Source organism: Amycolatopsis sp. NPDC104775 (assembly GCF_055583325.1).
Genome location: NZ_JBVJOE010000021.1, coordinates 26,632 through 45,536, shown reverse-complemented (window position 1 = coordinate 45,536; position 18,905 = coordinate 26,632). Strand labels below are relative to the sequence as shown.

Annotated in this window: 20 protein-coding genes; 16 read left to right on the top strand and 4 right to left on the bottom strand. The window is 70.5% G+C overall.

The features are described 5' to 3' along the window. Positions 1-155: 155 nt before the first annotated feature. The 4 genes from ACZ63D_RS42185 (at position 156) to ACZ63D_RS42170 (ending at position 2,949) form a co-directional block, all read left to right on the top strand. Entirely contained in the window at positions 156-371 is a 216-nt protein-coding gene (locus tag ACZ63D_RS42185) for a helix-turn-helix domain-containing protein (protein WP_033291067.1), read from the top strand. 143 nt (positions 372-514) lie between these two features. Next, complete coding sequence (locus ACZ63D_RS42180; RefSeq protein WP_007030867.1) at positions 515-616, top strand: 30S ribosomal protein bS22; 102 nt, start codon at positions 515-517, stop codon at positions 614-616. 261 nt (positions 617-877) lie between these two features. Then, complete coding sequence (locus tag ACZ63D_RS42175) at positions 878-1,924, top strand: NAD-dependent epimerase/dehydratase family protein (protein WP_465359937.1); 1,047 nt, start codon at positions 878-880, stop codon at positions 1,922-1,924. Further along, the gene (locus ACZ63D_RS42170) at positions 1,921-2,949 is read left to right on the top strand and encodes a lysophospholipid acyltransferase family protein (RefSeq protein ID WP_465359936.1); all 1,029 of its coding nucleotides are present in this window, start codon (positions 1,921-1,923) and stop codon (positions 2,947-2,949) included. Before ACZ63D_RS42175 ends, ACZ63D_RS42170 begins: the two co-directional genes overlap by 4 nt. A gap of 5 nt (positions 2,950-2,954) precedes the next feature. Here the strand turns inward: ACZ63D_RS42170 and ACZ63D_RS42165 are convergent, their stop codons facing one another. Beyond that, positions 2,955-3,566 (bottom strand): TetR/AcrR family transcriptional regulator, encoded by a 612-nt coding sequence (locus tag ACZ63D_RS42165; protein WP_465359935.1) that lies wholly within the window; start codon positions 3,564-3,566, stop codon positions 2,955-2,957. Between the two features lie 69 nt (positions 3,567-3,635). On the opposite strand from ACZ63D_RS42165, the gene ACZ63D_RS42160 reads away from it, so the two are divergent. Further along, a complete protein-coding gene (locus ACZ63D_RS42160; RefSeq protein ID WP_465359934.1) occupies positions 3,636-4,043 on the top strand; it encodes a RidA family protein in 408 nt (135 codons plus the stop codon). 7 nt (positions 4,044-4,050) lie between these two features. Here the strand turns inward: ACZ63D_RS42160 and ACZ63D_RS42155 are convergent, their stop codons facing one another. From ACZ63D_RS42155 to ACZ63D_RS42145, 3 genes are all read right to left on the bottom strand, one after another. Continuing rightward, on the bottom strand, positions 4,051-4,959 hold the full coding sequence (locus ACZ63D_RS42155) for an HAD family hydrolase (RefSeq protein ID WP_465359956.1): 909 nt from the start codon (positions 4,957-4,959) through the stop codon (positions 4,051-4,053). Between the two features lie 163 nt (positions 4,960-5,122). After that, on the bottom strand, positions 5,123-6,211 hold the full coding sequence (locus tag ACZ63D_RS42150) for a DUF5667 domain-containing protein (protein WP_465359933.1): 1,089 nt from the start codon (positions 6,209-6,211) through the stop codon (positions 5,123-5,125). Between the two features lie 96 nt (positions 6,212-6,307). Further along, positions 6,308-7,018 (bottom strand): sigma-70 family RNA polymerase sigma factor, encoded by a 711-nt coding sequence (locus tag ACZ63D_RS42145; protein WP_465359932.1) that lies wholly within the window; start codon positions 7,016-7,018, stop codon positions 6,308-6,310. Positions 7,019-7,268: 250 nt separating this feature from the next. On the opposite strand from ACZ63D_RS42145, the gene ACZ63D_RS42140 reads away from it, so the two are divergent. The 11 genes from ACZ63D_RS42140 (at position 7,269) to ACZ63D_RS42090 (ending at position 18,853) form a co-directional block, all read left to right on the top strand. Next, positions 7,269-8,804, top strand: a complete 1,536-nt coding sequence (locus tag ACZ63D_RS42140; protein ID WP_465359931.1) for an AMP-binding protein — start codon at positions 7,269-7,271, stop codon at positions 8,802-8,804. Positions 8,805-8,826: 22 nt separating this feature from the next. Then, positions 8,827-9,042, top strand: coding sequence for a glutaredoxin family protein (locus ACZ63D_RS42135; protein WP_465359955.1), 216 nt, complete (start codon positions 8,827-8,829; stop codon positions 9,040-9,042). Positions 9,043-9,100: 58 nt separating this feature from the next. After that, a complete protein-coding gene (locus ACZ63D_RS42130) occupies positions 9,101-10,657 on the top strand; it encodes a molybdopterin-dependent oxidoreductase (RefSeq protein WP_465359930.1) in 1,557 nt (518 codons plus the stop codon). Positions 10,658-11,397: 740 nt separating this feature from the next. Beyond that, positions 11,398-12,198 (top strand): redox-sensing transcriptional repressor Rex, encoded by an 801-nt coding sequence (locus ACZ63D_RS42125; RefSeq protein ID WP_465359954.1) that lies wholly within the window; start codon positions 11,398-11,400, stop codon positions 12,196-12,198. Next, on the top strand, positions 12,199-13,512 hold the full coding sequence (locus ACZ63D_RS42120) for a glutamyl-tRNA reductase (protein WP_465359929.1): 1,314 nt from the start codon (positions 12,199-12,201) through the stop codon (positions 13,510-13,512). It abuts the gene before it with no gap. Further along, a complete protein-coding gene (gene hemC / locus ACZ63D_RS42115; RefSeq protein WP_465359928.1) occupies positions 13,513-14,460 on the top strand; it encodes a hydroxymethylbilane synthase in 948 nt (315 codons plus the stop codon). A gap of 82 nt (positions 14,461-14,542) precedes the next feature. After that, positions 14,543-16,075: a bifunctional uroporphyrinogen-III C-methyltransferase/uroporphyrinogen-III synthase gene (locus ACZ63D_RS42110; RefSeq protein WP_465359927.1), complete on the top strand. Its 1,533-nt coding sequence runs from the start codon at positions 14,543-14,545 to the stop codon at positions 16,073-16,075. A 340-nt stretch (positions 16,076-16,415) separates the two neighbouring features. Beyond that, positions 16,416-17,387 carry a porphobilinogen synthase gene (gene hemB / locus ACZ63D_RS42105; RefSeq protein WP_465359926.1) on the top strand — a complete coding sequence of 324 codons (972 nt, stop codon included), beginning with the start codon at positions 16,416-16,418 and terminating at the stop codon, positions 17,385-17,387. Between the two features lie 20 nt (positions 17,388-17,407). After that, positions 17,408-17,980 (top strand): hypothetical protein, encoded by a 573-nt coding sequence (locus ACZ63D_RS42100; protein WP_465359925.1) that lies wholly within the window; start codon positions 17,408-17,410, stop codon positions 17,978-17,980. After that, on the top strand, positions 17,980-18,465 hold the full coding sequence (locus tag ACZ63D_RS42095) for a hypothetical protein (RefSeq protein WP_465359924.1): 486 nt from the start codon (positions 17,980-17,982) through the stop codon (positions 18,463-18,465). Before ACZ63D_RS42100 ends, ACZ63D_RS42095 begins: the two co-directional genes overlap by 1 nt. A 49-nt stretch (positions 18,466-18,514) precedes the next feature. Then, positions 18,515-18,853, top strand: coding sequence for a hypothetical protein (locus ACZ63D_RS42090; protein WP_465359923.1), 339 nt, complete (start codon positions 18,515-18,517; stop codon positions 18,851-18,853). Positions 18,854-18,905: the final 52 nt, after the last annotated feature.

Sequence of the window (18,905 nt, the reverse complement as noted above, 5' to 3'; positions counted from 1 at the left end):
GTCCGGGCTACGCGAAGCCCCAGGTGAGGGCCCATCCTGGTGACAGGCGTCGCACGAGTCCCACCTGTCCCGCTACCCTCGGAAGAGCACGTGCGTGTCGATACCACAGGTGGGGAAGCCTCGTGGCGCGACACGTGTCGAAGGACGCGGTAAACATGTCGCCGAACAAGAGGGAGGATTTGCCCGCGGTAGGGCAGGTCCAGTTTTTGACAGTCGCCGAAGTGGCCACGCTGATGCGGGTCTCGAAGATGACCGTGTACCGCCTGGTGCATTCGGGCGAACTTCCCGCGGTCAGAGTCGGGAAGTCCTTCCGGGTGCCGGAAAAAGCGGTGCACGAGTATCTGCAGGGTGCTTACTTCGACGTGGGCTGATCCGACGGCGGGCATGCGTCAGACCATGCCCGCCGACCGGTCCGCGCCGGGACGCTAGTAACCTGGTAAACCGCTCGTGCCTGTGCGCTCCACCCGTTGGACGCTGCGCCGGGCAGCGTGACCGACGACCAAGAGGAGCGCCCATGGGTTCCGTGATCAAGAAGCGCCGCAAGCGCATGTCGAAGAAGAAGCACCGCAAGCTGCTGCGCCGTACGCGCGTGCAGCGGCGCAAGGCCGGCAAGTGAGCCGTCCGCGCGGCTAGTGTTTCGTGGCCCGTCCAGTCTCTGGACGGGCCACACTCATGTTCGGACCTTCCTGCGCCCGATCGAGTGAGGCGCGGATCGCAATCCGGACGACCCTCGTAAAAACCAGGTAACCCCTGGTCAGAAGGGTGTCCGAGGCCGGTAACATGACGGGTGCATCAGCGCGATGCTTCCAGCGAGTGCAGGTTCGCGCACCCCGAGTGATCACTCCGTCTTGCACACTGCTGCCGATCAGGGAGTTCCATGGCCTCGAACATCGTGCTCGTCACCGGGGTCGCCGGCGACCTTGGCGGGAAGCTGCTCGCCCGGCTCGGCGCCCACCCCGATCTCGAGCGGGTGATCGGCGTCGACACCGCCCCGCCCGCCAAGGACATCCAGCAGCGGATGGGCCGCGCCGAGTTCGTCCGCGCCGACATCCGCAATCCGCTCATCGCGAAGGTGATCAGCAGCGCCGAGGTGGACACCGTCGTGCACACCTCGTGCACCGCGCATCCGGCGGGGCCGAGCCGCCGGGCGGCGGTCAAGGAAGTCAACGTCATCGGCACGATGCGGCTGCTCGCGGCGTGCCAGCGCGCGCCGAAGGTGCGCAAGCTCGTCGTGAAGTCCAGCGCCGCGGTGTACGGCGCGGGCGCGCGTTCGCAGGCGGTGTTCACCGAGGATTCGGAGCTGATCCCGCCGTCGTCCAGCGGCTACGCGAAGGACGCGGTCGAGATGGAGGGCTACGTGCGCGGCCTCGCCCGCCGCCGCCCGGACCTGACGATCACCCTCCTGCGGTTCGCGAACATCATCGGCCCCGAGGTCGACACCGTGCTGGCCCGGTACTTCTCGCTGCCGGTCGTGCCGACGGTTTTCGGGTACGACTCCCGGCTGCAGCTGCTGCACGCTTCAGACGCGCTGTCAGTGCTCGAAACGGCGACGATGGAAGACCGGCCGGGCGTGTTCAACGTCGCCTCCGAGGGCGTGCTCACGCTGTCGCAGGCGATCCGCCGGGCGGGCCGGGTCGGGTTGCCGATGCCGCGCGTCGTGGTGCCGTCGGTCGGGAAGCTGCTGCGCGGCGCCCGGGTGGTCGATTTCTCCGCCGACCAGGTCCGGCTGCTGAACTTCGGCCGCGCGGTCGACATCACGAAGCTCAAGAAGGAGTTCGGGTACACGCCCCGCTGGACCACCCGCGAGGCGTTCGACGATTACGTGGCCGGCCGCGGCCTGCGCCCGGTGCTCGACGGCGGTGCGCTGGCCGGGCTGGCCGGCAAGGTGCTCGAGGCCGCCGCCACCGGGCAGGCGCGCCGATGAACCACGCGACGAGGGCCGGAAGTGAGGCGATTCCCGTGAACGGTGCTGAGGCACAGGTCATCCCACTGCATGGTCCCGGCCGGGAGAAACCGGCCGAGGTTCTGGAGCAGGCGCCGGAGCGGGCGGACGCGCCGGTCGTCGAGTTCCCGGCGCAGCCGTCCGGTCCGGTGCGCGAGCCGGAGGCGGATCCGCTGTCGGAGACGGTGCGTGGCGCGCTCACCTTTCTGCGCCACCGGCTCACCGGCGACTACGCGGTGGACGAGTTCGGGTTCGACCCCGAGCTCACCGAGACACTCGTGCTGCCGCCGCTGCGCGCGCTGTACGAGAAGTGGTTCCGCGTCGACACCTTCGGCGTCGAGAACCTGCCGAAGGCGGGCGGCGCGCTGCTGGTGTCCAACCACTCCGGCACCTTGCCGCTCGACGCTCTGATGACCGCGGTCGCGGTGCATGACGAGACCGGCGGACGGCACCTGCGCGGCCTTGGCGCGGACCTGGTGTTCAAGCTGCCGCTGGTCGGGTCGTTCGCGCGCAAGTCCGGGCAGACGCTCGCCTGCAACGCCGACGCCGAACGTCTGCTGGCCAACGGCGAACTGGTCGGCGTGTGGCCGGAAGGGTTCAAGGGCGTCGGGAAGCCGTTCTCCGCGCGGTACAAGCTGCAGCGCTTCGGCCGCGGCGGTTTCGTGTCGGCGGCGATGCGCGCGGGCGTGCCGATCATCCCGGTGTCGGTGGTCGGGGCCGAGGAGACGTACCCGAAGATCGGCGAGCTCAAGGTGCTCGCGCGGCTGTTCGGCCTGCCATATTTCCCGGTCACGCCGTTCTTCCCATTGCTGGGCCCGCTCGGCGCGGTGCCGCTGCCGACGAAGTGGACCATCGAATTCGGCGAGCCCATCCGCACCGACGACTACGGCCCGGACGCGGTCGACGACCCGATGCTGGTGTTCACGCTCACCGACCAGGTGCGCGAGTCGATCCAGCACACGCTGTACCGCCGGCTTTCCCAGCGGCGCAGCGTTTTCCGCGGCTGAGCCGGTTACCCGGCGAGGTGCCAGCCGCGGCGTACTGAGCGTTCGCAGCGCTGTGGCTCGTCGCCGACGCTGACGAAGAGCGCGGTCAGCAGGGGCGCGCCGTGGTCGAGCGTGCCGCGTGGCAGTGGGCCGTTGGCGACCAGCGAGACCAGGCCGTGCGCGATGGCCCAGCTTTGCGTGGCGAGTTCGAGCGCGTCGACGCTTTCGCGGTACCGCCCGGTGTCGCGGCCTCGGGCGGCGGCTTGCACCAGGTATTCGAGGGTGTCGTCCGCGGCTTGGGCGTCTTCCAGTTCGAAGTTGGCGTCGAACATCACGCGGTACAGGTCGGGGTGGTCGAGCGCGTTGCCGAGGTACGCGGAGATGAGCGCGGCGTGGTCGCGCACTGGATCGGCGGACGGGCGGACCTCGGCCATGCGATGCGCCAGCCGGGTAAAACCCTCCTGGCGCAAGGCTTTCCACAGGCCGTCCATGTTGTCGAAGTGCGTGTAGACGGCCATCGTCGACACTCCGGTTCCGGCGACCAGCGAGCGCAGGGTGATCGGTTCGCGGGTGCGGAGCATCTGGGCTGCCCGTTCGAGCAGCAAGGTGCGCACTGCCGGATCTTTAGCCCTCGCCATGGCGGCATTCTATAGCATTGCAATGCTATGTTTTAAGGACCGAAGAACTTCCCGGCATCAGGAGGAAACATGGCCGTCACCCTGGTCAACCCGGCCGCGCTGCCGCAGGTCGATCTCTACCGCCAGGTGTCCGTCGCGACCGGCTCGCGGACGGTGTTCATCGCCGGGCAGGTGGCGCGGACCGCCGAGGGCGGGCACGTCGGGGAAGGGGATTTGGCCGCGCAGGTCGAGCAGGCTTACCTGAACGTGGCCGCGGCGCTGGCCGAGGTGGGTGCCACGTTCGCCGACGTCGCGCGGCTGACGGTGTATCTCGTCGAGTGGTCGGCGGAGAAAATGGGCGAGTTCGTCGAAGGCGTGCAGCGGGCGGAGAAGAAGCTGGGCGTCACCATCCAGGCCCCGTTGACCGGGATCGGGGTGGCGTTCCTCGCGGAGCCGGACCTGCTGGTCGAGGTCGAGGCGACCGCGGTGCTGGATTGATCCGGTCTCAGCGGCGGCGGTAGGCCATCCCCGCGGCGACCGCCCCCGCGACCGCGCCCGCGCCGAGCACCGACGGGACGCCGATCCGGGCGGCTTTGCGGCCGGTGCGGAAGTCGCGGATCTCCCAGCCGCGCGCGCGAGCGACGTCGCGCAGGCCGCTGTCCGGGTTCACCGCGACCGCGGTGCCGACGACCGACAGCATCGGGACGTCGTTCTGCGAATCCGAATAAGCCGTGCAGCGCTTGAGGTTCAGGCCTTCCCGCGACGCGAGCGCGCGGACCGCGTGGGCCTTCGCGCGGCCGTGCAGCATGTCGCCGACCAACCGTCCGGTGTAGACGCCGTCCTTGGTTTCCGCGACGGTGCCGAGCGCGCCGGTGAGGCCGAGGCGGCGCGAGATGATCGCGGCGAGTTCGATCGGCGTGGCCGTGACGAGCCACACCCGCTGGCCCGCGTCGAGGTGCATCTGCGCCAGCGCGCGGGTGCCGGACCAGATCTTGTCCGCCATCAGCTCGTCGTAGATCTCCTCGCTCATCGTGGTGAGCTCCTCGACCGTGCGACCGGCCACAAAGGACAGCGCGCGCTCGCGGTGGGTCTTGATGTCGGCCTTGTTTTCGCGGCCGCCGACGCGGAACTTGAGCTGGTCCCACACGAAACCGGCGAGGTCGGCGGAGGTGAAGAACTTGCGCGCGGCGAGCCCGCGGGCGAAGTAGAAGATCGACGCGCCCATCATCATCGTGTTGTCCACGTCGAAGAAGGCGCCCGCGGTGAGGTCCGGCGGCGCGGGCGGAATCGTCGTCGCCAGCTGCGCCGAGGAAGCCGCGGCCTCCGCCGACGCTTCTCCGGCGAGCGTGGCGAGCCGCTCCAGTTCCTGACTCTTATCCTTGCCACGCCAAGCTGACACGCACACCGCCTCCAGGTTCGGGCACGTCCCGGCGGACGACGCCGACCGGGTCCTGCAGCACAGGGTAGCGACCGGGCGAGTCACCCGTTGGAGATGTGGCGGGGACCTCGGCTAGGGGTTGCCGGGTTCTCCCGAGCATGGTGCTCGACAGTGGCGAAAGTCGCGCGGACCTTGGGCGTCAGCCGATGACGATCGGCGGCAGTCCCGGCAGCAGCGGCGGGACCGAGACCACCGGCGGGGGTGCGGGCCGGGTCGGGATCCGGGGTGCGGTGGGGGCGGTGATCGGCGGCGGGAAGCTCGGCGGGGCCGGCGGGTGCGGGACCTCGGCTGACGTCGGGGTCGGGGTCGGCGTGCTCGGGTTGCTGAGGGTCGGCGACGACACCGAGCGCACCGGCAGCGGGGAGTCCGACGGCGGGACGCTCGAACCCGGCGCGGGCGGCGGGCTGCTCGGCGTGGAACCGCCCGGCGACAGCGGTTGCTGCGTGCACGCGCCGTGCGCCGGGAGCAGGCCCAGTTCGTCGGTGGTGCCGGTGGTGATCTGGTAGCAGCTCAGCCGCGAGCCGAGCGCGGACGTCCGCTGCTGGACGCGGTCGAGCAGGACGCGGGCCTGCTGGAAACCCTCGAGAACGGATGACGGGATGTCGGCCTGTTCCGCTTCCAGCTGCCGCGACTGGCTCTGCGCCCACGATTCCAGCGTCGTCAGCCCCGTGCGGTTGCCGCTCGTGGTCGCCAGTTCGGTGAGCTCTGCCACGCCCTCGCGGACGTCGCTGCCGAAATCGTGCAGCGCGGTTTGGTACGCCGCCGGGCTGGCGTCGGTCATCCGGCCCAGTTCGGCGACGCGGTTCGCGGCGAATTTCAGGTGCTTCTCGGCCTTGGCTTCGTCGCCGAAGGTCAGGCTGAGCGACGTGACCTCGCCGGCTCGTTTCACGCTGTACAGCGCATCTCCCGGCAAGGCGTCTCGCGAAAGCAGCATGGTGAGCCCGCCCAAACCGAGGATCAACGCGATCCCGGCGGCGGCGAGGTCGGCCATCCGCGGCCGCCACCGGCGCCGGGGAAGCGGTTCGCCGATGCGGCCTTCGATTTCCGCGCGGATCCGCGCCCGGGTGGCGGGGTCGGGGTCGCCTGCTTGGCCCAGTTCGCGCAGGGCGCCGACGAGGGCCAGCTCCTCGGCGAACTCCTCCGGACGCTGTCCGGGGGAAGCATCGATCGCGTCGTCGAACCGCTCGCTCTCGGTCCGACCACGCGAAAACCACCCGGGCACGCCCACGGTGCTGCTCCGTCTCCACCCAACATCCGGCCCTGACCGCCGGTCTGGGGGAGAAACGATTAAGAAGCCGAGAAAGTTACGGTTGTCGTTGAACGATCAACGCAGGCCGGTGGGCAGCAGCTGCGCGAGCCGCCGGACCGCCCGGTGCTGCAGCGCCTTCACCGCGCCCTCGTTGCGGTCCATGATCTGCGCTGTTTCCGCGACCGACAGCCCCTGCAGGAACCGCAGCACAATGCATTCGCGCTGGTCGTCGCCCAGTTCGGCGACACACCGCAGCAGTTCGGCGCGGGTCGCGCCCGCGATCGCCTGCTGTTCGGGCCCGGCCTGGGCGGCCGGGCCGACCGGTCCGCCGGGCACGCCGCCCGGTTCGGCGACCTCGTCGGTGACGACCTCCAGCCGGAACCGGCTGGATTTCACGTGGTCGAGGATCAGGTTGCGGGCAATCGTGACGAACCACGCGCCGACGTCGCGGCCCTGGTAGCTGACCGACGTGATCCGGCGCAGCGCGCGCAGAAAGGTCTCGCTGGTGACATCCTCGGCCAGGTCGCGGTCACCGAGGCGGAAGAGCGCGTAGCGGTAGACGACGTCGACGTAGCGGTCGTAGAGCTGGCCGAACGCGGACGAATCGCCCGCCTGCGCGGACCGCACCAGTTCCCACGCCTCGGCCTTCGCGACCTCGGCCGGGTCCGGTTCGGCGTCGGCCTTGGGCAGTGGCACGGCGGCCGCGGACGCGCCGAAGACGCGGTCGGCGAACATCGCGACCGGGCCGCGCTGATCGGCGGTGGACAGGGTGATCGGACTGGTCATCGGGCGGCACCTCCGGCTGTCCGTGCGGCCGGGCGTGTTCCCGAGGGCGCGAAGGCGTGCCGCGGCGCGTGTCCCACACCCTCGTGGACCGGCGGCTTCGGCACGACGACTCCCTTGCTCGGGTCACCCGGTAGTGATCAACGCCACCCGGCGACGCAGTGCAGCATACGTGTTGTTACCGCGAAGTAGGTAGTGTCCCGGTCAGGCAGAGGTGCGACGATCGCGCGGCATCCCCATTACGGGTGACAAGATGACGAATCCGCAACGGAACGAGAGAGGGGTGGGGGTGGACCGGATCAGCACCGCCCACGGCGTCGCCGGCCTGCTCGCCGATGCGGCCAGCCGCTGGCCGGAACGCACCGCGATCACCGAGACCGGCACGGGTGCCACGCTCACCTGGCGAGAGCTGGACGAAGCGGCGCACGCGCAAGCACGCCGCCTGGTGTCCTCCGGCGTCGCGCTGGGCGACCCGGTGGTGCTGCGGCTCCCGACGTCGGCTGACTTCGCGGTCGCCCTGTTCGCCGTGCTGCGCGCGGGCGGAATCGCGGTGCCGTTGTCTCCGCAGGCCCCCGCGCCCGAACTGGAGCGGCTGCTGGAGCACTGCGGCGCGAAACGCGTGGTGCAGCGCGATGACGCCGAGCTGCCCGAGGGCGTCACCGGCTTGCCGCCGCGCAGCGACGAACCGGGTGACCCGGTTGACCTCGGCCGTTCCGGCGAGGACATCGCGATCATTTCCTACACCTCCGGCACGACCGGCCCGCCGCGCGGAGTGCTGCTGTCGCACCGCGCGTTGCTGGCGAACCTCGACCAGTTGTCTCAGGTGGACGGGGTGACCGAGCACGACGACCGGGTGCTGGTGTCGATCCCGCTCTTCCACGTCTACGGCCTCGGCCCGGGCCTGCTCATGGCGACCGCGGTCGGCGCGACGCTGGTGCTGTCCGAACGCTTCGAGGCCCGGCGGACGCTCCAGGACTGCGCCGAGCACCGCGTCACGTCGATCACCGGCGTGCCCGCGATGTACAACGAATTCGCCTCGCTCGAGCCCGAGGAACTGGCCCGCGGCCTGGCGACGGTGAAACGGCTGACCTCCGGGGCCGCGCCGTTGCACCCGAAGGTGCTCGCGGCGATCCGCGAGGCCGCCGGGCTCGACGTGTACGAGGGCTACGGGCTCACCGAATGCGCGCCGGTGGTGACGTCGACGCTGGTCACCGGCTATCCGAAGCCTGGATCGGTCGGACGGCCGCTGCCTGGGATCGAGCTGCGACTGGTGGAGTCCGACGGGTCCGCCGACGAGCTGCCGCTCGATCCAGAGGAGCCGGACGACGTGTTCGAGGCAGGCGGCAGCACCGGGCTGGTGTCGGTGCGCGGGGCGAACCTGTTCTCCGGGTACTGGCCGGACGGCGCGCACGGACCTGACGCCGAGGGCTGGTTCCGGACCGGCGACGTCGGTTATCTCGATTCCGACGGCGACCTGCACCTGGTCGACCGAGCCAACGACTTGATCATCGTCAACGGCTTCAACGTCTTTCCGCATGAAGTCGAGGAAGTGATCTCGCAGCTGCCCGAGGTGGTCGAGGCGGCCGTGGTGGGCGTGGTGGATGAGCGCAGTGGCGAAGCCGTGAAGGCGGTCGTGGTGCCTGCCGAAGGTGCGGCGTTGTCGGAGCAGCAGGTCGTCGACCAGTGCGCCGCGCATCTGGCCGGGTACAAGGTTCCGCACACCGTGGAGTTCGCCGAGACGCTGCCGCATTCGGCGACCGGGAAGCTGCGCCGGTTGAAGCTACGCTGAGCCTGTGCACAAAGTGACCGTGATGAGCCGCGAAGGATGTCACCTGTGCGAGGTGGCCGAGGCGGACGTCGCACGGATCTGCGGCGAGCTGGGTGTGTCGTGGGAGACCGCGGACGTCGACAGCGACCCGGAATGGCAGGCCGAGTACGGAGATCAGGTCCCGGTGATCCTGATCGACGGGGTCGAGCACGGGTACTGGCGCGTCGAGGAAGAACGGCTGCGCGCGGCACTGCGGTAAGCAACCCGTAAGCGCTTTGAACGGGCCGCTCGGGGTCGGACCCGCCGAAGATGGTGGGGTGAGTGCGTTGAAGGAAGCTCCGCCGACCATCCGGCCACGCCTGTCGCTGGGCATCGCGACGTTCATCGGGCTGGTCTCGCTGGCTGTCGCGTTAGGCGTCGGGCATTTGGTCGCCGGATTCGTCGGATACAACGCGTCGCCGTTCGTCGCGGTCGCGGACTTCGTCATCGCGCACAGCCCGCACGCCGTCGTGGTGTGGGCGGAGCAGACCATCGGCACCGCCGACAAGACCGTGCTCAAGATCGGCCTGGCCGTGGTGCTGCTGGGCTTCGCGGTACTGGCCGGACAGCTTTCGCGCCGCCGTCCGTTGCCGGGGCAGCTGCTGGTGATCGTGGTCGGCGCGTTCGGGATCTTCGCGGTGTTCGAGCGCACGGACGTCGGACAGCTCGCGTTGCTGGCTCCGGTGCTGTCGCTGGGCGCTGCGCTGCTGGTGTTCAGCTGGCTGCACAAGCGCGCGCTGCCGCCGGAAACCGAACCGCGGCAAGGACTCAGCCGTCGCCAGGTTCTCCAGCGTGGCGCGGGAATCGCGGCTGGCGCTGGCGTCGCGGCGGTCGTTGGCGAGGTCGTGTCCACCACCAGCAGCGCGACCGGGTCACGTGCGTCGATCGGGCCGCTGGTCGCCGCGCGGAAGGCTCCGCCGCTGCCGCCGGACGCGGATTTCCACAAGCTCGGCTCGCCGCCGTTCATCACTCCCAACGGGAGCTTCTACCGGATCGACACCGCGTTCGTCGTGCCGCAGGTGCGGGCCGAGGACTGGACCTTGAAGATCCACGGCATGGTCGACCGCGAGGTGAGCTTCTCCTACGCGGACATCCGGAACCGGCCGCTGGTCGAGCGGACCGTGACGCTCACCTGCGTCTCCAACGAGGTCGGCGGCGAGCTGATCTCCACCGCGAACTTCATCGGCGTGGACCTGGTCGATCTGCTGGACGCGGCAGGCGTGCGGGCGGGCGCGCAGCAGATGTACGCGACCAGCGTCGACGGCTTCACCTGCGGCACCCCGGCCAACGTCGCGCTGGACCCGGCGCGCGGCGCGATGCTGGCGATCGGCATGAACGGCGAGCCGCTGCCGGTCGAGCACGGCTTCCCGGCGCGGATCGTCATCCCCGGGCTGTACGGCTACGTCTCGGCGACCAAATGGGTCACCGACCTGGAGTTCACGACCTGGGACGCGCGGCAGGCGTACTGGCTGCAGCGCGGATGGGCGGAGCAGGCCCCGATCAAGACCGAATCGCGGATCGACGCACCGGCCAACGGGGCGTCGGTGCGCGCGGGCCGGGTCCGGGTGGCGGGGACAGCGTGGGCGCAGCACGTCGGGATCGCGAAGGTCGAGGTGCGCGTGGACCAGGGCGCGTGGCTTCCGGCGACGCTCTCGGCGGAGGTCAACAAGGACACCTGGCGGATGTGGTGGGCCGAGGTGCCGGTGCCGCCGGGCAGCCACACCGTGACGGTGCGCGCGACGGACCAGTCCGGCTACACCCAGACCGACCGGCCCGCGGACCCGGTCCCGGACGGCGCGACCGGGTGGCACACGGTGCCGTTCACCGCGGCTTGAGCGGGCCGCGGCACCCCGGCGGTTGTGCTTCTGGTCATGCTGGTGACCAGTGACTTTGTGCATGCGTTCACAAGTGGACTACCGTAGTGACCCGTCCCCCGCGAGGACCGGCATCGAACCGGACGGAAGCCGTGGGGTCAAGGGTTGGTTTTCCACTGCCGGTCAGGCAGATGGGGGACAGCGCGGGCACGAAGCCGGATTGAGGAGAAGTCAGCGTGGTGACACAGCGGGGTGGGCGCGGCGATGCCGAACCGCCGGCCACGCCTCCCCGCGACGAATCCGACGCCGCGGAACCCGCCCCTCCCACCGCCCGCCGGTCTGGTGGACGGCACGCCGCGGGCAGCCGCCGCCGGGCCGCGGTGAGCGAGAACGGCTTGGCGCGCAATGGAAACTCGGCGGACGTCGGTCAGGAGAACGGCCGGGCCGCCGGTGGCGGGGAGCACGCCGCGGGCAATGGACGGGCAGCTTCGGGCCGCGCTAGCCGGGCGGCTCGGCAGGACCAAGCGGCTACCGCTGGTGAGCACGCTGCCGGAAATGGCCGCGTCACCCGGGCGGCTCGGCAGGACCGAGCAGCCACCGCTGGTGAGCACGCCGCCGGAAACGGCCGCGTCACCCGGGCGGCCGCCCGAGCCGCCGCGCAGGCCGAAACACCCGCCGGGGACGACGCCAAACCCCGTACCCGCCGCGCGGCCCGGACTTCCCGCTCCGCGCCGGACGCCGACAACGCCCCGACCGCCGAGATGCCCGCCGTCACCGACGCTGAGGACACCGCGGTCCGCGCGAAGCAGATTCCGGAGGCCGCCGTCGCTCGATTGGCCGTCTACCTGCGGATTCTCTCCGGACTGGCCGAACAGGGCGCGACCACCGTCTCCAGCGAAGAACTCTCCGCCGCGGCGGGCGTGAACTCCGCCAAACTCCGCAAAGACCTCTCCTACCTCGGCTCCTACGGCACCCGCGGCGTCGGCTACGAGGTGCAGGTGCTCGTCAGCCAGATCGAGCGCATCCTCGGCCTCACCCGCCAGCACCGCGTCGCCGTGGTCGGGATCGGAAACCTCGGCCACGCGCTCGCCAACTACGGCGGCTTCCCCGGCCGCGGGTTCCCGGTCGAGGCGCTGTTCGACCTCGACCCCGATCTGATCGGCGTTCCCGTAGGGGGTCTGCCGGTCTCGCATATGGACGACATTCCTCGCGTTTGCTCTGAACGAGAGATTTCCGTGGGGATCATCGCCACACCTCCTACCGCCGCGCAGTCGGTGTGCGACAGGCTGGTGGCTGGCGGCGTCCAGTGCATCCTCAACTTCGCGCCGGTAGTGCTCCAGGTGCCGGCTCACGTCGAGGTCCGCAAGGTCGACCTGGCCGTCGAGCTGCAGATCCTCTCGTTCCACGTGGCTCGGCGCGCCGACAGTGCGGGCAGTGCGGGAGCCGCCGGGGAAAACCAGGGGAATACCGGGTTACCCGGAACCGGCCTGCCCGCCGACAATGGCGGCGGCGGGCGAAACGGCGCCGGTACGGACGGCGGTCTCGGAATGGTGGTGCGCTGAATGAGCGTGTTGGCGGTCGGGCTCTCCCATCGCAGTGCGGATCTCGGCACGCTCGAGCGTGCGGCGATCCCCGCGGACGAGCTGACCAAGGTCCTGCACGACCTGCAACAGGCCGAGCACATCAGCGAGGTCATGCTCGTCTCGACGTGCAACCGCATCGAGGTCTACGCCGTGGTGGAGACGTTCCACGGCGGTGTCAACGACGTCTCGGAGGTGCTCTCCCGCAAGGCCGGGATGGAGCCCGCCGAGCTGTACGACAGCCTGTACGTGCACTACGCGGGCGCGGCCGTCGAGCATCTGTTCTCGGTCACCTCGGGCCTCGACTCGATGGTGGTCGGCGAGACGCAGATCCTCGGCCAGATCCGCTCCGCGTACGCCACCGCGCGCGAGGCTGGCACGGTCGGCCGCACGCTGCACGAGCTGATCCAGACCACGCTGCGCGTCGGCAAGCGCGTGCACTCGGAGACCGGGCTCGACCAGCTCGGCGCGTCCGTCGTGTCCGAGGCGCTGGCCGCCGCGGGCGACATCGCGGGCAAGCACGCGCTGATCGTGGGCGCCGGTTCGATGGGTGCGCTCGCCGCTTCGCAGCTGCGCAAGGCCGGGATCGCCGAGATCACCGTGGCCAACCGCACCGAGGCCAACGCCGCCCGGCTGGCCGAAAAGGTCGTCGCGGAGGGGATTCCGGCCCGGTCGGTGCCGCTGGCCGAGCTGGCCGGCGCGGTTGAACTGGCCGACCTCGTCGTGGCGTGCACCGGGGCGCAGGACGCGGTGTTCCTCGCCGGGCACGTGCCCGCGCGGGCGGGGCGTCCGCTGGTCGTCTGCGACCTCGGGCTGCCCAAGGACGTCCACCCCGAGGTCGCCGAACTCGCCGACGTCGCCGTGGTCGACCTGGAGACGATCCAGCGCCGCATGCGCGACGCCGGAGCCCCGACCACCGAGCGGCAGACCGCCAAAGCCAACGGCATCGTGCTCGACGAGGTGCGCGAGTACCTCGCCGGACAGCGCAGTGCCGAGGTCACGCCCACGGTCACCGCGCTGCGCAGGCGCGCGGCCGAGGTGGTGGACGCGGAGCTGCTCCGCCTGGACAACCGGCTGCCGGAACTCGACAGCCAGGTTCGCGAAGAGGTCGGCCGCACGGTTCGCCGCGTGGTCGACAAGCTGCTGCACGCGCCGACGGTGCGGGTCAAGCAGCTGGCCGCCGAGACGGCCGACACCGACTACGCCAACGCGTTGCGGGAACTGTTCTGCCTCGACCCGCAGGCTCCTGCGGCCGTGGCGAGCCCGACAGCGCCGGAATCCGAGAAGAAGCGGTAAGTGACCAGAGTCATTCGCATCGGCACGCGGGGCAGCAAGCTCGCCCTCGCGCAGACCGGCATCGTCGCCGACACCATCCGCGCCACCGGGGCGGAGGTGGAGATCGTCACCGTCACCACGCCCGGCGACCTCTCCAGCGCCCCGATCTCGCAGATCGGCGTCGGCGTGTTCACCTCGGCGCTGCGGGAAGCGTTGCTGCGCAACGAGATCGACGTCGCCGTGCACTCGTACAAGGACCTGCCCACCGCCCCCGAGCCCGGTCTCGTGCTGGCCGCGGTGCCGCCGCGCGAGGACCCGCGGGACGCGCTCATCGCGCGCGACGGCCTCACCCTCGGCGAGCTTCCGCCGGGCTCGAAGGTCGGCACTGGAGCGGCCCGGCGGATGGCTCAGCTGCGCGCGCTGGGTCTCGGTTTGGAAATCGTGCCGATCCGAGGCAATATCGATACCCGCATGCGCAAGGTGACCGACGGCGAGCTGGATGCCGTGGTGCTCGCGCGTGCCGGACTGGCCAGGGTCGGCCGGGTGGACGAGATCACCGAAACCCTCGACCCGATCCAGATGCTGCCCGCTCCCGCGCAGGGGGCGCTGGCGCTGGAGTGCCGGGCCGCCGACGTGGACATCGAGCACCTGCTCGCGTCCGCGGCGGACGACGAGAGCACGAGGGTCGCGGTGACGGCCGAACGGGCTCTGCTCGCCGCGCTCGAAGCCGGGTGCAGCGCGCCGGTCGGCGCGCTCGCCGAGATCGTCGAGGATCTCGACGACGAGGGCGCGGTGGTGGAACGCATCTCGCTGCGCGGCACCGCTGCCGTCGAAGGCGAGAACGGCGGCGTCGACATGGTGCGGGCTTCCGCGATCGCCGGGATCGGCGAAGCGGAGAAGCTCGGCCGGGAACTGGCCGCCGAACTGCTTGACCTGGGAGCCGGGGCGCTGCTCGGCCCCGCGCTGTGACGCCAGCCGTCACCGACCCGCACGACCTGCCCGACACCAGCGGCCGGAGCACCGGCCGCCCAAGAGGAGAAGAACACCAACGATGACCCCTGCTCGCAAGACCGCCGGGCGCGTCGCCTTCGTGGGCTCGGGCCCCGGGGACGCCGGGCTGCTCACCGTCCGCGCCCAGGAACTCCTGGCCAAGGCCGAGGTCGTGGTGACCGACCCGGACGTGCCCGCCAGCGTGCTCGCCTTCGCCGCCGCCGGCGCCGAGGTCCGGCCCGCCGTCGGCGAACCGTCCGACGTCGCGAAGGACCTGACCGCCGAGGCCAAAGCAGGCCGGCTCGCGCTGCGGCTGGTCTCCGGCGACCCGCTGACCAGCCCGGCCGTCGTGGCCGAGGTCCAGGCCGTCGCCCGCACCTCGGCCGTGTTCGACGTCATCCCCGGCGTCGCGCCGGGCACCGCGGTGCCGGCGTACGCGGGGGTCGCGCTCGGCGGCACCTACACCGAGGCGGACGTGCGCGGCGAGGTCGACTGGGGCGCGCTGGCCGCGGTACCCGGCCCGATCGTGCTGCACGCGACCTCGGCGCACCTGGCCGAGGCGGCGAGCCAGCTCACCGAGAAGGGGCTGCCGCCGACCACCCCGGTCGCGGTCACCGCGAACGGCACCATCAACACCCAGCGCACGCTGGACACCACGCTGGCCTCGGTCGCGAACGACGCGGGCGAGCTGGTCGGCCCGCTGGTCGTGACGGTCGGGCAGGCCGCCGGGCAGCGGTCGAAGCTGTCCTGGTGGGAGTCGCGGGCGCTCTACGGCTGGAAGGTCCTGGTGCCGCGCACCAAGGAGCAGGCGGGCGAGATGGCCGAGCGGCTGCGCGGCCACGGCGCGACCTCGCACGAGGTGCCGACCATTTCGGTCGAGCCGCCGCGCAGCCCGGCGCAGATGGAGCGGTCGGTCAAGGGCCTGGTCGACGGCCGGTACCAGTGGATCGTCTTCACCTCCACCAACGCGGTGCGCGCGGTGTGGGAGAAGTTCGAGGAGTTCGGTCTCGACGCACGGGCGTTCTCCGGCGTGAAGATCGCCTGCGTCGGCGAATCGACCGCGGCGAAGGTGCGGTCCTTCGGCATCATCCCGGAGCTGGTTCCGACGGGCGAGCAGTCGTCCGAGGGTCTGCTGGCGGAGTTCCCGCCGTACGACGACGTGCTGGACCCGGTGAACCGCGTCCTGCTGCCGCGCGCGGACATCGCTACGGAGATCCTGTCGGCCGGTTTGGTCGAGCGTGGGTGGGAAGTTGACGATGTCACGGCTTACCGGACTGTGCGGGCTGCGCCGCCGCCAGCCGAGACTCGCGAGATGATCAAGACCGGCGGGTTTGACGCGGTCTGTTTCACCTCGTCGTCGACCGTGCGGAACCTGGTGGGGATTGCCGGGAAGCCGCACACGCGCACGTTGGTCGCGTGCATTGGGCCGAAGACTGCCGAGACCGCGGTGGAGTTCGGTCTGCGGGTGGATGTTCAGCCGGAGAAGGCGGATGTGCCGCATCTGGTGGACGCGCTTGCCGAGCACGCGGCTCGGCTTCGGGCGGAGGGGGCGTTGCCGCCGCCTCGGAAGGCTAAGCGGACTCGGCGTAGCTGAGGTTTCTCCGCTGCTTCGGCTCGTCGCCTGGCGGCGACATTGCCGTTGAGAGGTGAGGCGGGGCACCCCGATTTTTTAGTGTGACTACGGCGCGGGGGGGGGGGGGGGGGGGGGGGGGGGGGGGGGGGGGGGGGGGGAAAACCCCCCCCCCCCCCCCCCCCCCCCCGCGCCGTGTTTTTGGCTTCGTATCGGGGATGGGGGAGGTGTGGGTGCTTTGCTGGGGTAGGTGCATCGGCTGCGGCGGCTGGGGGGTGTCGTGGAGGTGTGGGTGAGCTCGGTTGCGGGGGCGAGTGTGAGTACTCGCCCGCGAGGTCGTTTTGTTCGGGAGTACCGTTGAAGTGTGTTCCCTGAGCAGCGACCCCGCAGGCTTCGTTCCACTCCGGCAATGCGCAGGTTGGTCAGTGAGACCACGTTGCGGCCTCGGCAGCTGATCCTGCCGATGTTCGTGGCTGAGGGTCTTGACGCGCCGCGGCCGATCGCCAGCATGCCGGGGGTTGTTCAGCACACTCGTGACACTCTTCGTAAGGCCGCTGTCGAGGCGGTCAACGCTGGGGTTGGCGGGCTGATGCTTTTCGGCATTCCGGAGAAGCGGGACGCGGAGGGTTCCGGCGCGGTTGACGAGAACGGCATTCTCAACGTCGCGCTGCGGGATCTGCGCAGCGAACTCGGCGACTCCACCGTGCTGATGGCCGACACCTGTCTCGACGAGTTCACCGACCACGGGCACTGCGGCGTCCTCGACGCGGACGGCTTGGTCGACAATGACGCCACGCTTCGGTTGTACGCGGACATGGGTGTGGCGCAGGCGGAAGCCGGGGCGCACGTGCTCGGGCCGAGCGGGATGATGGACGGTCAGGTCGGGGTGATTCGCCGGGCGCTCGACGAGGTCGGGCACAGCGAGACCGCGATCCTCGCCTACTCGGTCAAGTACGCCAGCGCGTTCTACGGTCCCTTCCGCGAGGCGGTCGATTCGCAGCTCAAGGGCGATCGCAAGACCTACCAGCAGGATCTCGGCAACGCCCGCGAGGCGATGCGCGAACTCGAACTGGACCTCGCCGAGGGCGCGGACATGGTCATGGTCAAGCCTGCACTGTCCTATTTGGACATCATCAAGGCGGCCGCCGACATCTCGCCGGTTCCGGTGGCGGCGTACAACATCTCCGGCGAGTACGCGATGGTCGAGGCGGCCGCGGCGAACGGCTGGCTTGACCGGGAGCGCACCGTGCTCGAGGTGCTCACCTCGATCCGCCGCGCGGGCGCGGACCTGATCCTGACCTACTGGGCGGCCGAGGCCGCGGCCTGGCTGGACTGAGCCCAGGTAGGGTCTTTCGGGTGGCCGAGAAGGACGAGAACACCCCGAAGCCAGCCAGCGCGACCTCGGACGATCTTTCCGGGCTCACCGACGACGAACGCCGCAAGCGCGGGCGCGCGCCGGATCCGGTGCTGCCGGGGGAGAGCGCGCCGAAGGTGCAGCCGCCGACGCCGGTGCACGTCGCGTTCATCCTCGCGATCGTGGCCGCGGTCATCGTGGTGGCTGGGCAGGTCGTCACGCTCGCGCTCAAGCAGGAGCTGGTGGACCGCGCGGTCGAGCAGGTGCAGAAGAGCGGCCAGAAAGTCGATGTCGCGCAGGTGCAGGCCAACGCCAGCACTCTCGTGTGGGCCATGCTGATCGGCGCGCTGTGCTTCGGCGGGCTGCTCGTGCTGTTCGCCTGGAAGGCCCGCGAGGGCACGCGGTCGGCGCGCAGCATCGCGACGCTGCTGGCGGTGCTCGGGATCGTGTTCGAGCTCGGGGTGATCCGCAGCATCTTCGCGCTCGCCTCGTCGCTGGCGCTGGTCGTCATGCTGATCCTGCTGTACCTGCCGAAGGTCGCGGACTACTTCCCGAAGGTCGGCAAGAAGCTGTAATGGCGGCCAGGACGCTGTATTCCGAGCCCGGTGTCGGCTGGTCGGCACTGGTCTGGGGCCCGTTGTTCGCGCTGCTGGGCGCACTCGCCGAACTAGCCACCGGCGGGCCGACGCACGTCGTCGGCTGGGTGCTGATCGGGCTCGCGTTGTGCGGGCTGACGCTGCCCTGGGTGTACGCCCGGCGCCGGTTCCTTTCGCTCGAGGTCACCACCGAGGGGCTGCGGCAGGGCCGGGAGACGCTGGCCGCCGAACGGATCGCCTCGGTGACCGACGTCGGCGCGCCGGTCGGGACGCGCGTGCTCGGCGGCGGCTGGTCGGTGCCGCGGAAGTACGACGAGGTGCCGGTCGAGCTGGACGACGGCACGGTGGTGCTCGCCTGGGCCCGCGACGTCGAAGCGTTGAAAACCGCGCTCGGTGAGCTGGCCGCGAAGAACCGCCCCGAGGACGAGACCGCCGGGGAGCAGGCCGATGACTCCCGGAACTGAACCCGCACGAGGGACGCGCGACGGCGGCGAACCTGAAAGGCTGAACCCCGTGATCGACCTACCCCAGCCGACCGGAGCCGGGCTTTGGCCGCCGGAGGAAACGCAGCCGCCGACGAAGCTCAACCAGCCCTGGCGCGGATTCGTCGCGCTCGGCGAGGTCGTGGTTGCCGGGTTGGTGCTGTGGGCGGCGTTCGCGCTGTGGCACGCCGGAGTCGTCCCGGTCGTCACCACGGCGGGCGACGGCACGAAATTGGTCTCGCAACGGTACTTCGGCGGACATATCGCCGGGGCGCTCGGCTTGGGCACGCTGTCCGCGGTATTGGTGGTGGACGCGGTCCGTCAATTGCTTCTCGCGGTGCGTGCGCGGCACAAAAAGAAGAAAGACTGATTACACAGCTGTCCCACAGGAAACCAACAGCTAACTGCTAAGCAGGCCCCGC

Bases quoted from the DNA above. Each gene is read 5' to 3' on its own strand.
- ACZ63D_RS42160 (WP_465359934.1), top strand. From the start codon at position 3,636: ATGGCCGTCACCCTGGTCAACCCGGCCGCGCTGCCGCAGGTCGATCTC.
- ACZ63D_RS42145 (WP_465359932.1), bottom strand. From the start codon at position 7,018: ATGACCAGTCCGATCACCCTGTCCACCGCCGATCAGCGCGGCCCGGTC.
- ACZ63D_RS42120 (WP_465359929.1), top strand. From the start codon at position 12,199: ATGAGCGTGTTGGCGGTCGGGCTCTCCCATCGCAGTGCGGATCTCGGC.
- ACZ63D_RS42165 (WP_465359935.1), bottom strand. From the start codon at position 3,566: ATGGCGAGGGCTAAAGATCCGGCAGTGCGCACCTTGCTGCTCGAACGG.
- ACZ63D_RS42170 (WP_465359936.1), top strand. From the start codon at position 1,921: ATGAACCACGCGACGAGGGCCGGAAGTGAGGCGATTCCCGTGAACGGT.
- ACZ63D_RS42135 (WP_465359955.1), top strand. From the start codon at position 8,827: ATGAGCCGCGAAGGATGTCACCTGTGCGAGGTGGCCGAGGCGGACGTC.
- ACZ63D_RS42125 (WP_465359954.1), top strand. From the start codon at position 11,398: ATGCCCGCCGTCACCGACGCTGAGGACACCGCGGTCCGCGCGAAGCAG.
- ACZ63D_RS42110 (WP_465359927.1), top strand. From the start codon at position 14,543: ATGACCCCTGCTCGCAAGACCGCCGGGCGCGTCGCCTTCGTGGGCTCG.
- ACZ63D_RS42185 (WP_033291067.1), top strand. From the start codon at position 156: ATGTCGCCGAACAAGAGGGAGGATTTGCCCGCGGTAGGGCAGGTCCAG.
- ACZ63D_RS42140 (WP_465359931.1), top strand. From the start codon at position 7,269: ATGACGAATCCGCAACGGAACGAGAGAGGGGTGGGGGTGGACCGGATC.
- ACZ63D_RS42095 (WP_465359924.1), top strand. From the start codon at position 17,980: ATGGCGGCCAGGACGCTGTATTCCGAGCCCGGTGTCGGCTGGTCGGCA.
- ACZ63D_RS42180 (WP_007030867.1), top strand. From the start codon at position 515: ATGGGTTCCGTGATCAAGAAGCGCCGCAAGCGCATGTCGAAGAAGAAG.
- ACZ63D_RS42175 (WP_465359937.1), top strand. From the start codon at position 878: ATGGCCTCGAACATCGTGCTCGTCACCGGGGTCGCCGGCGACCTTGGC.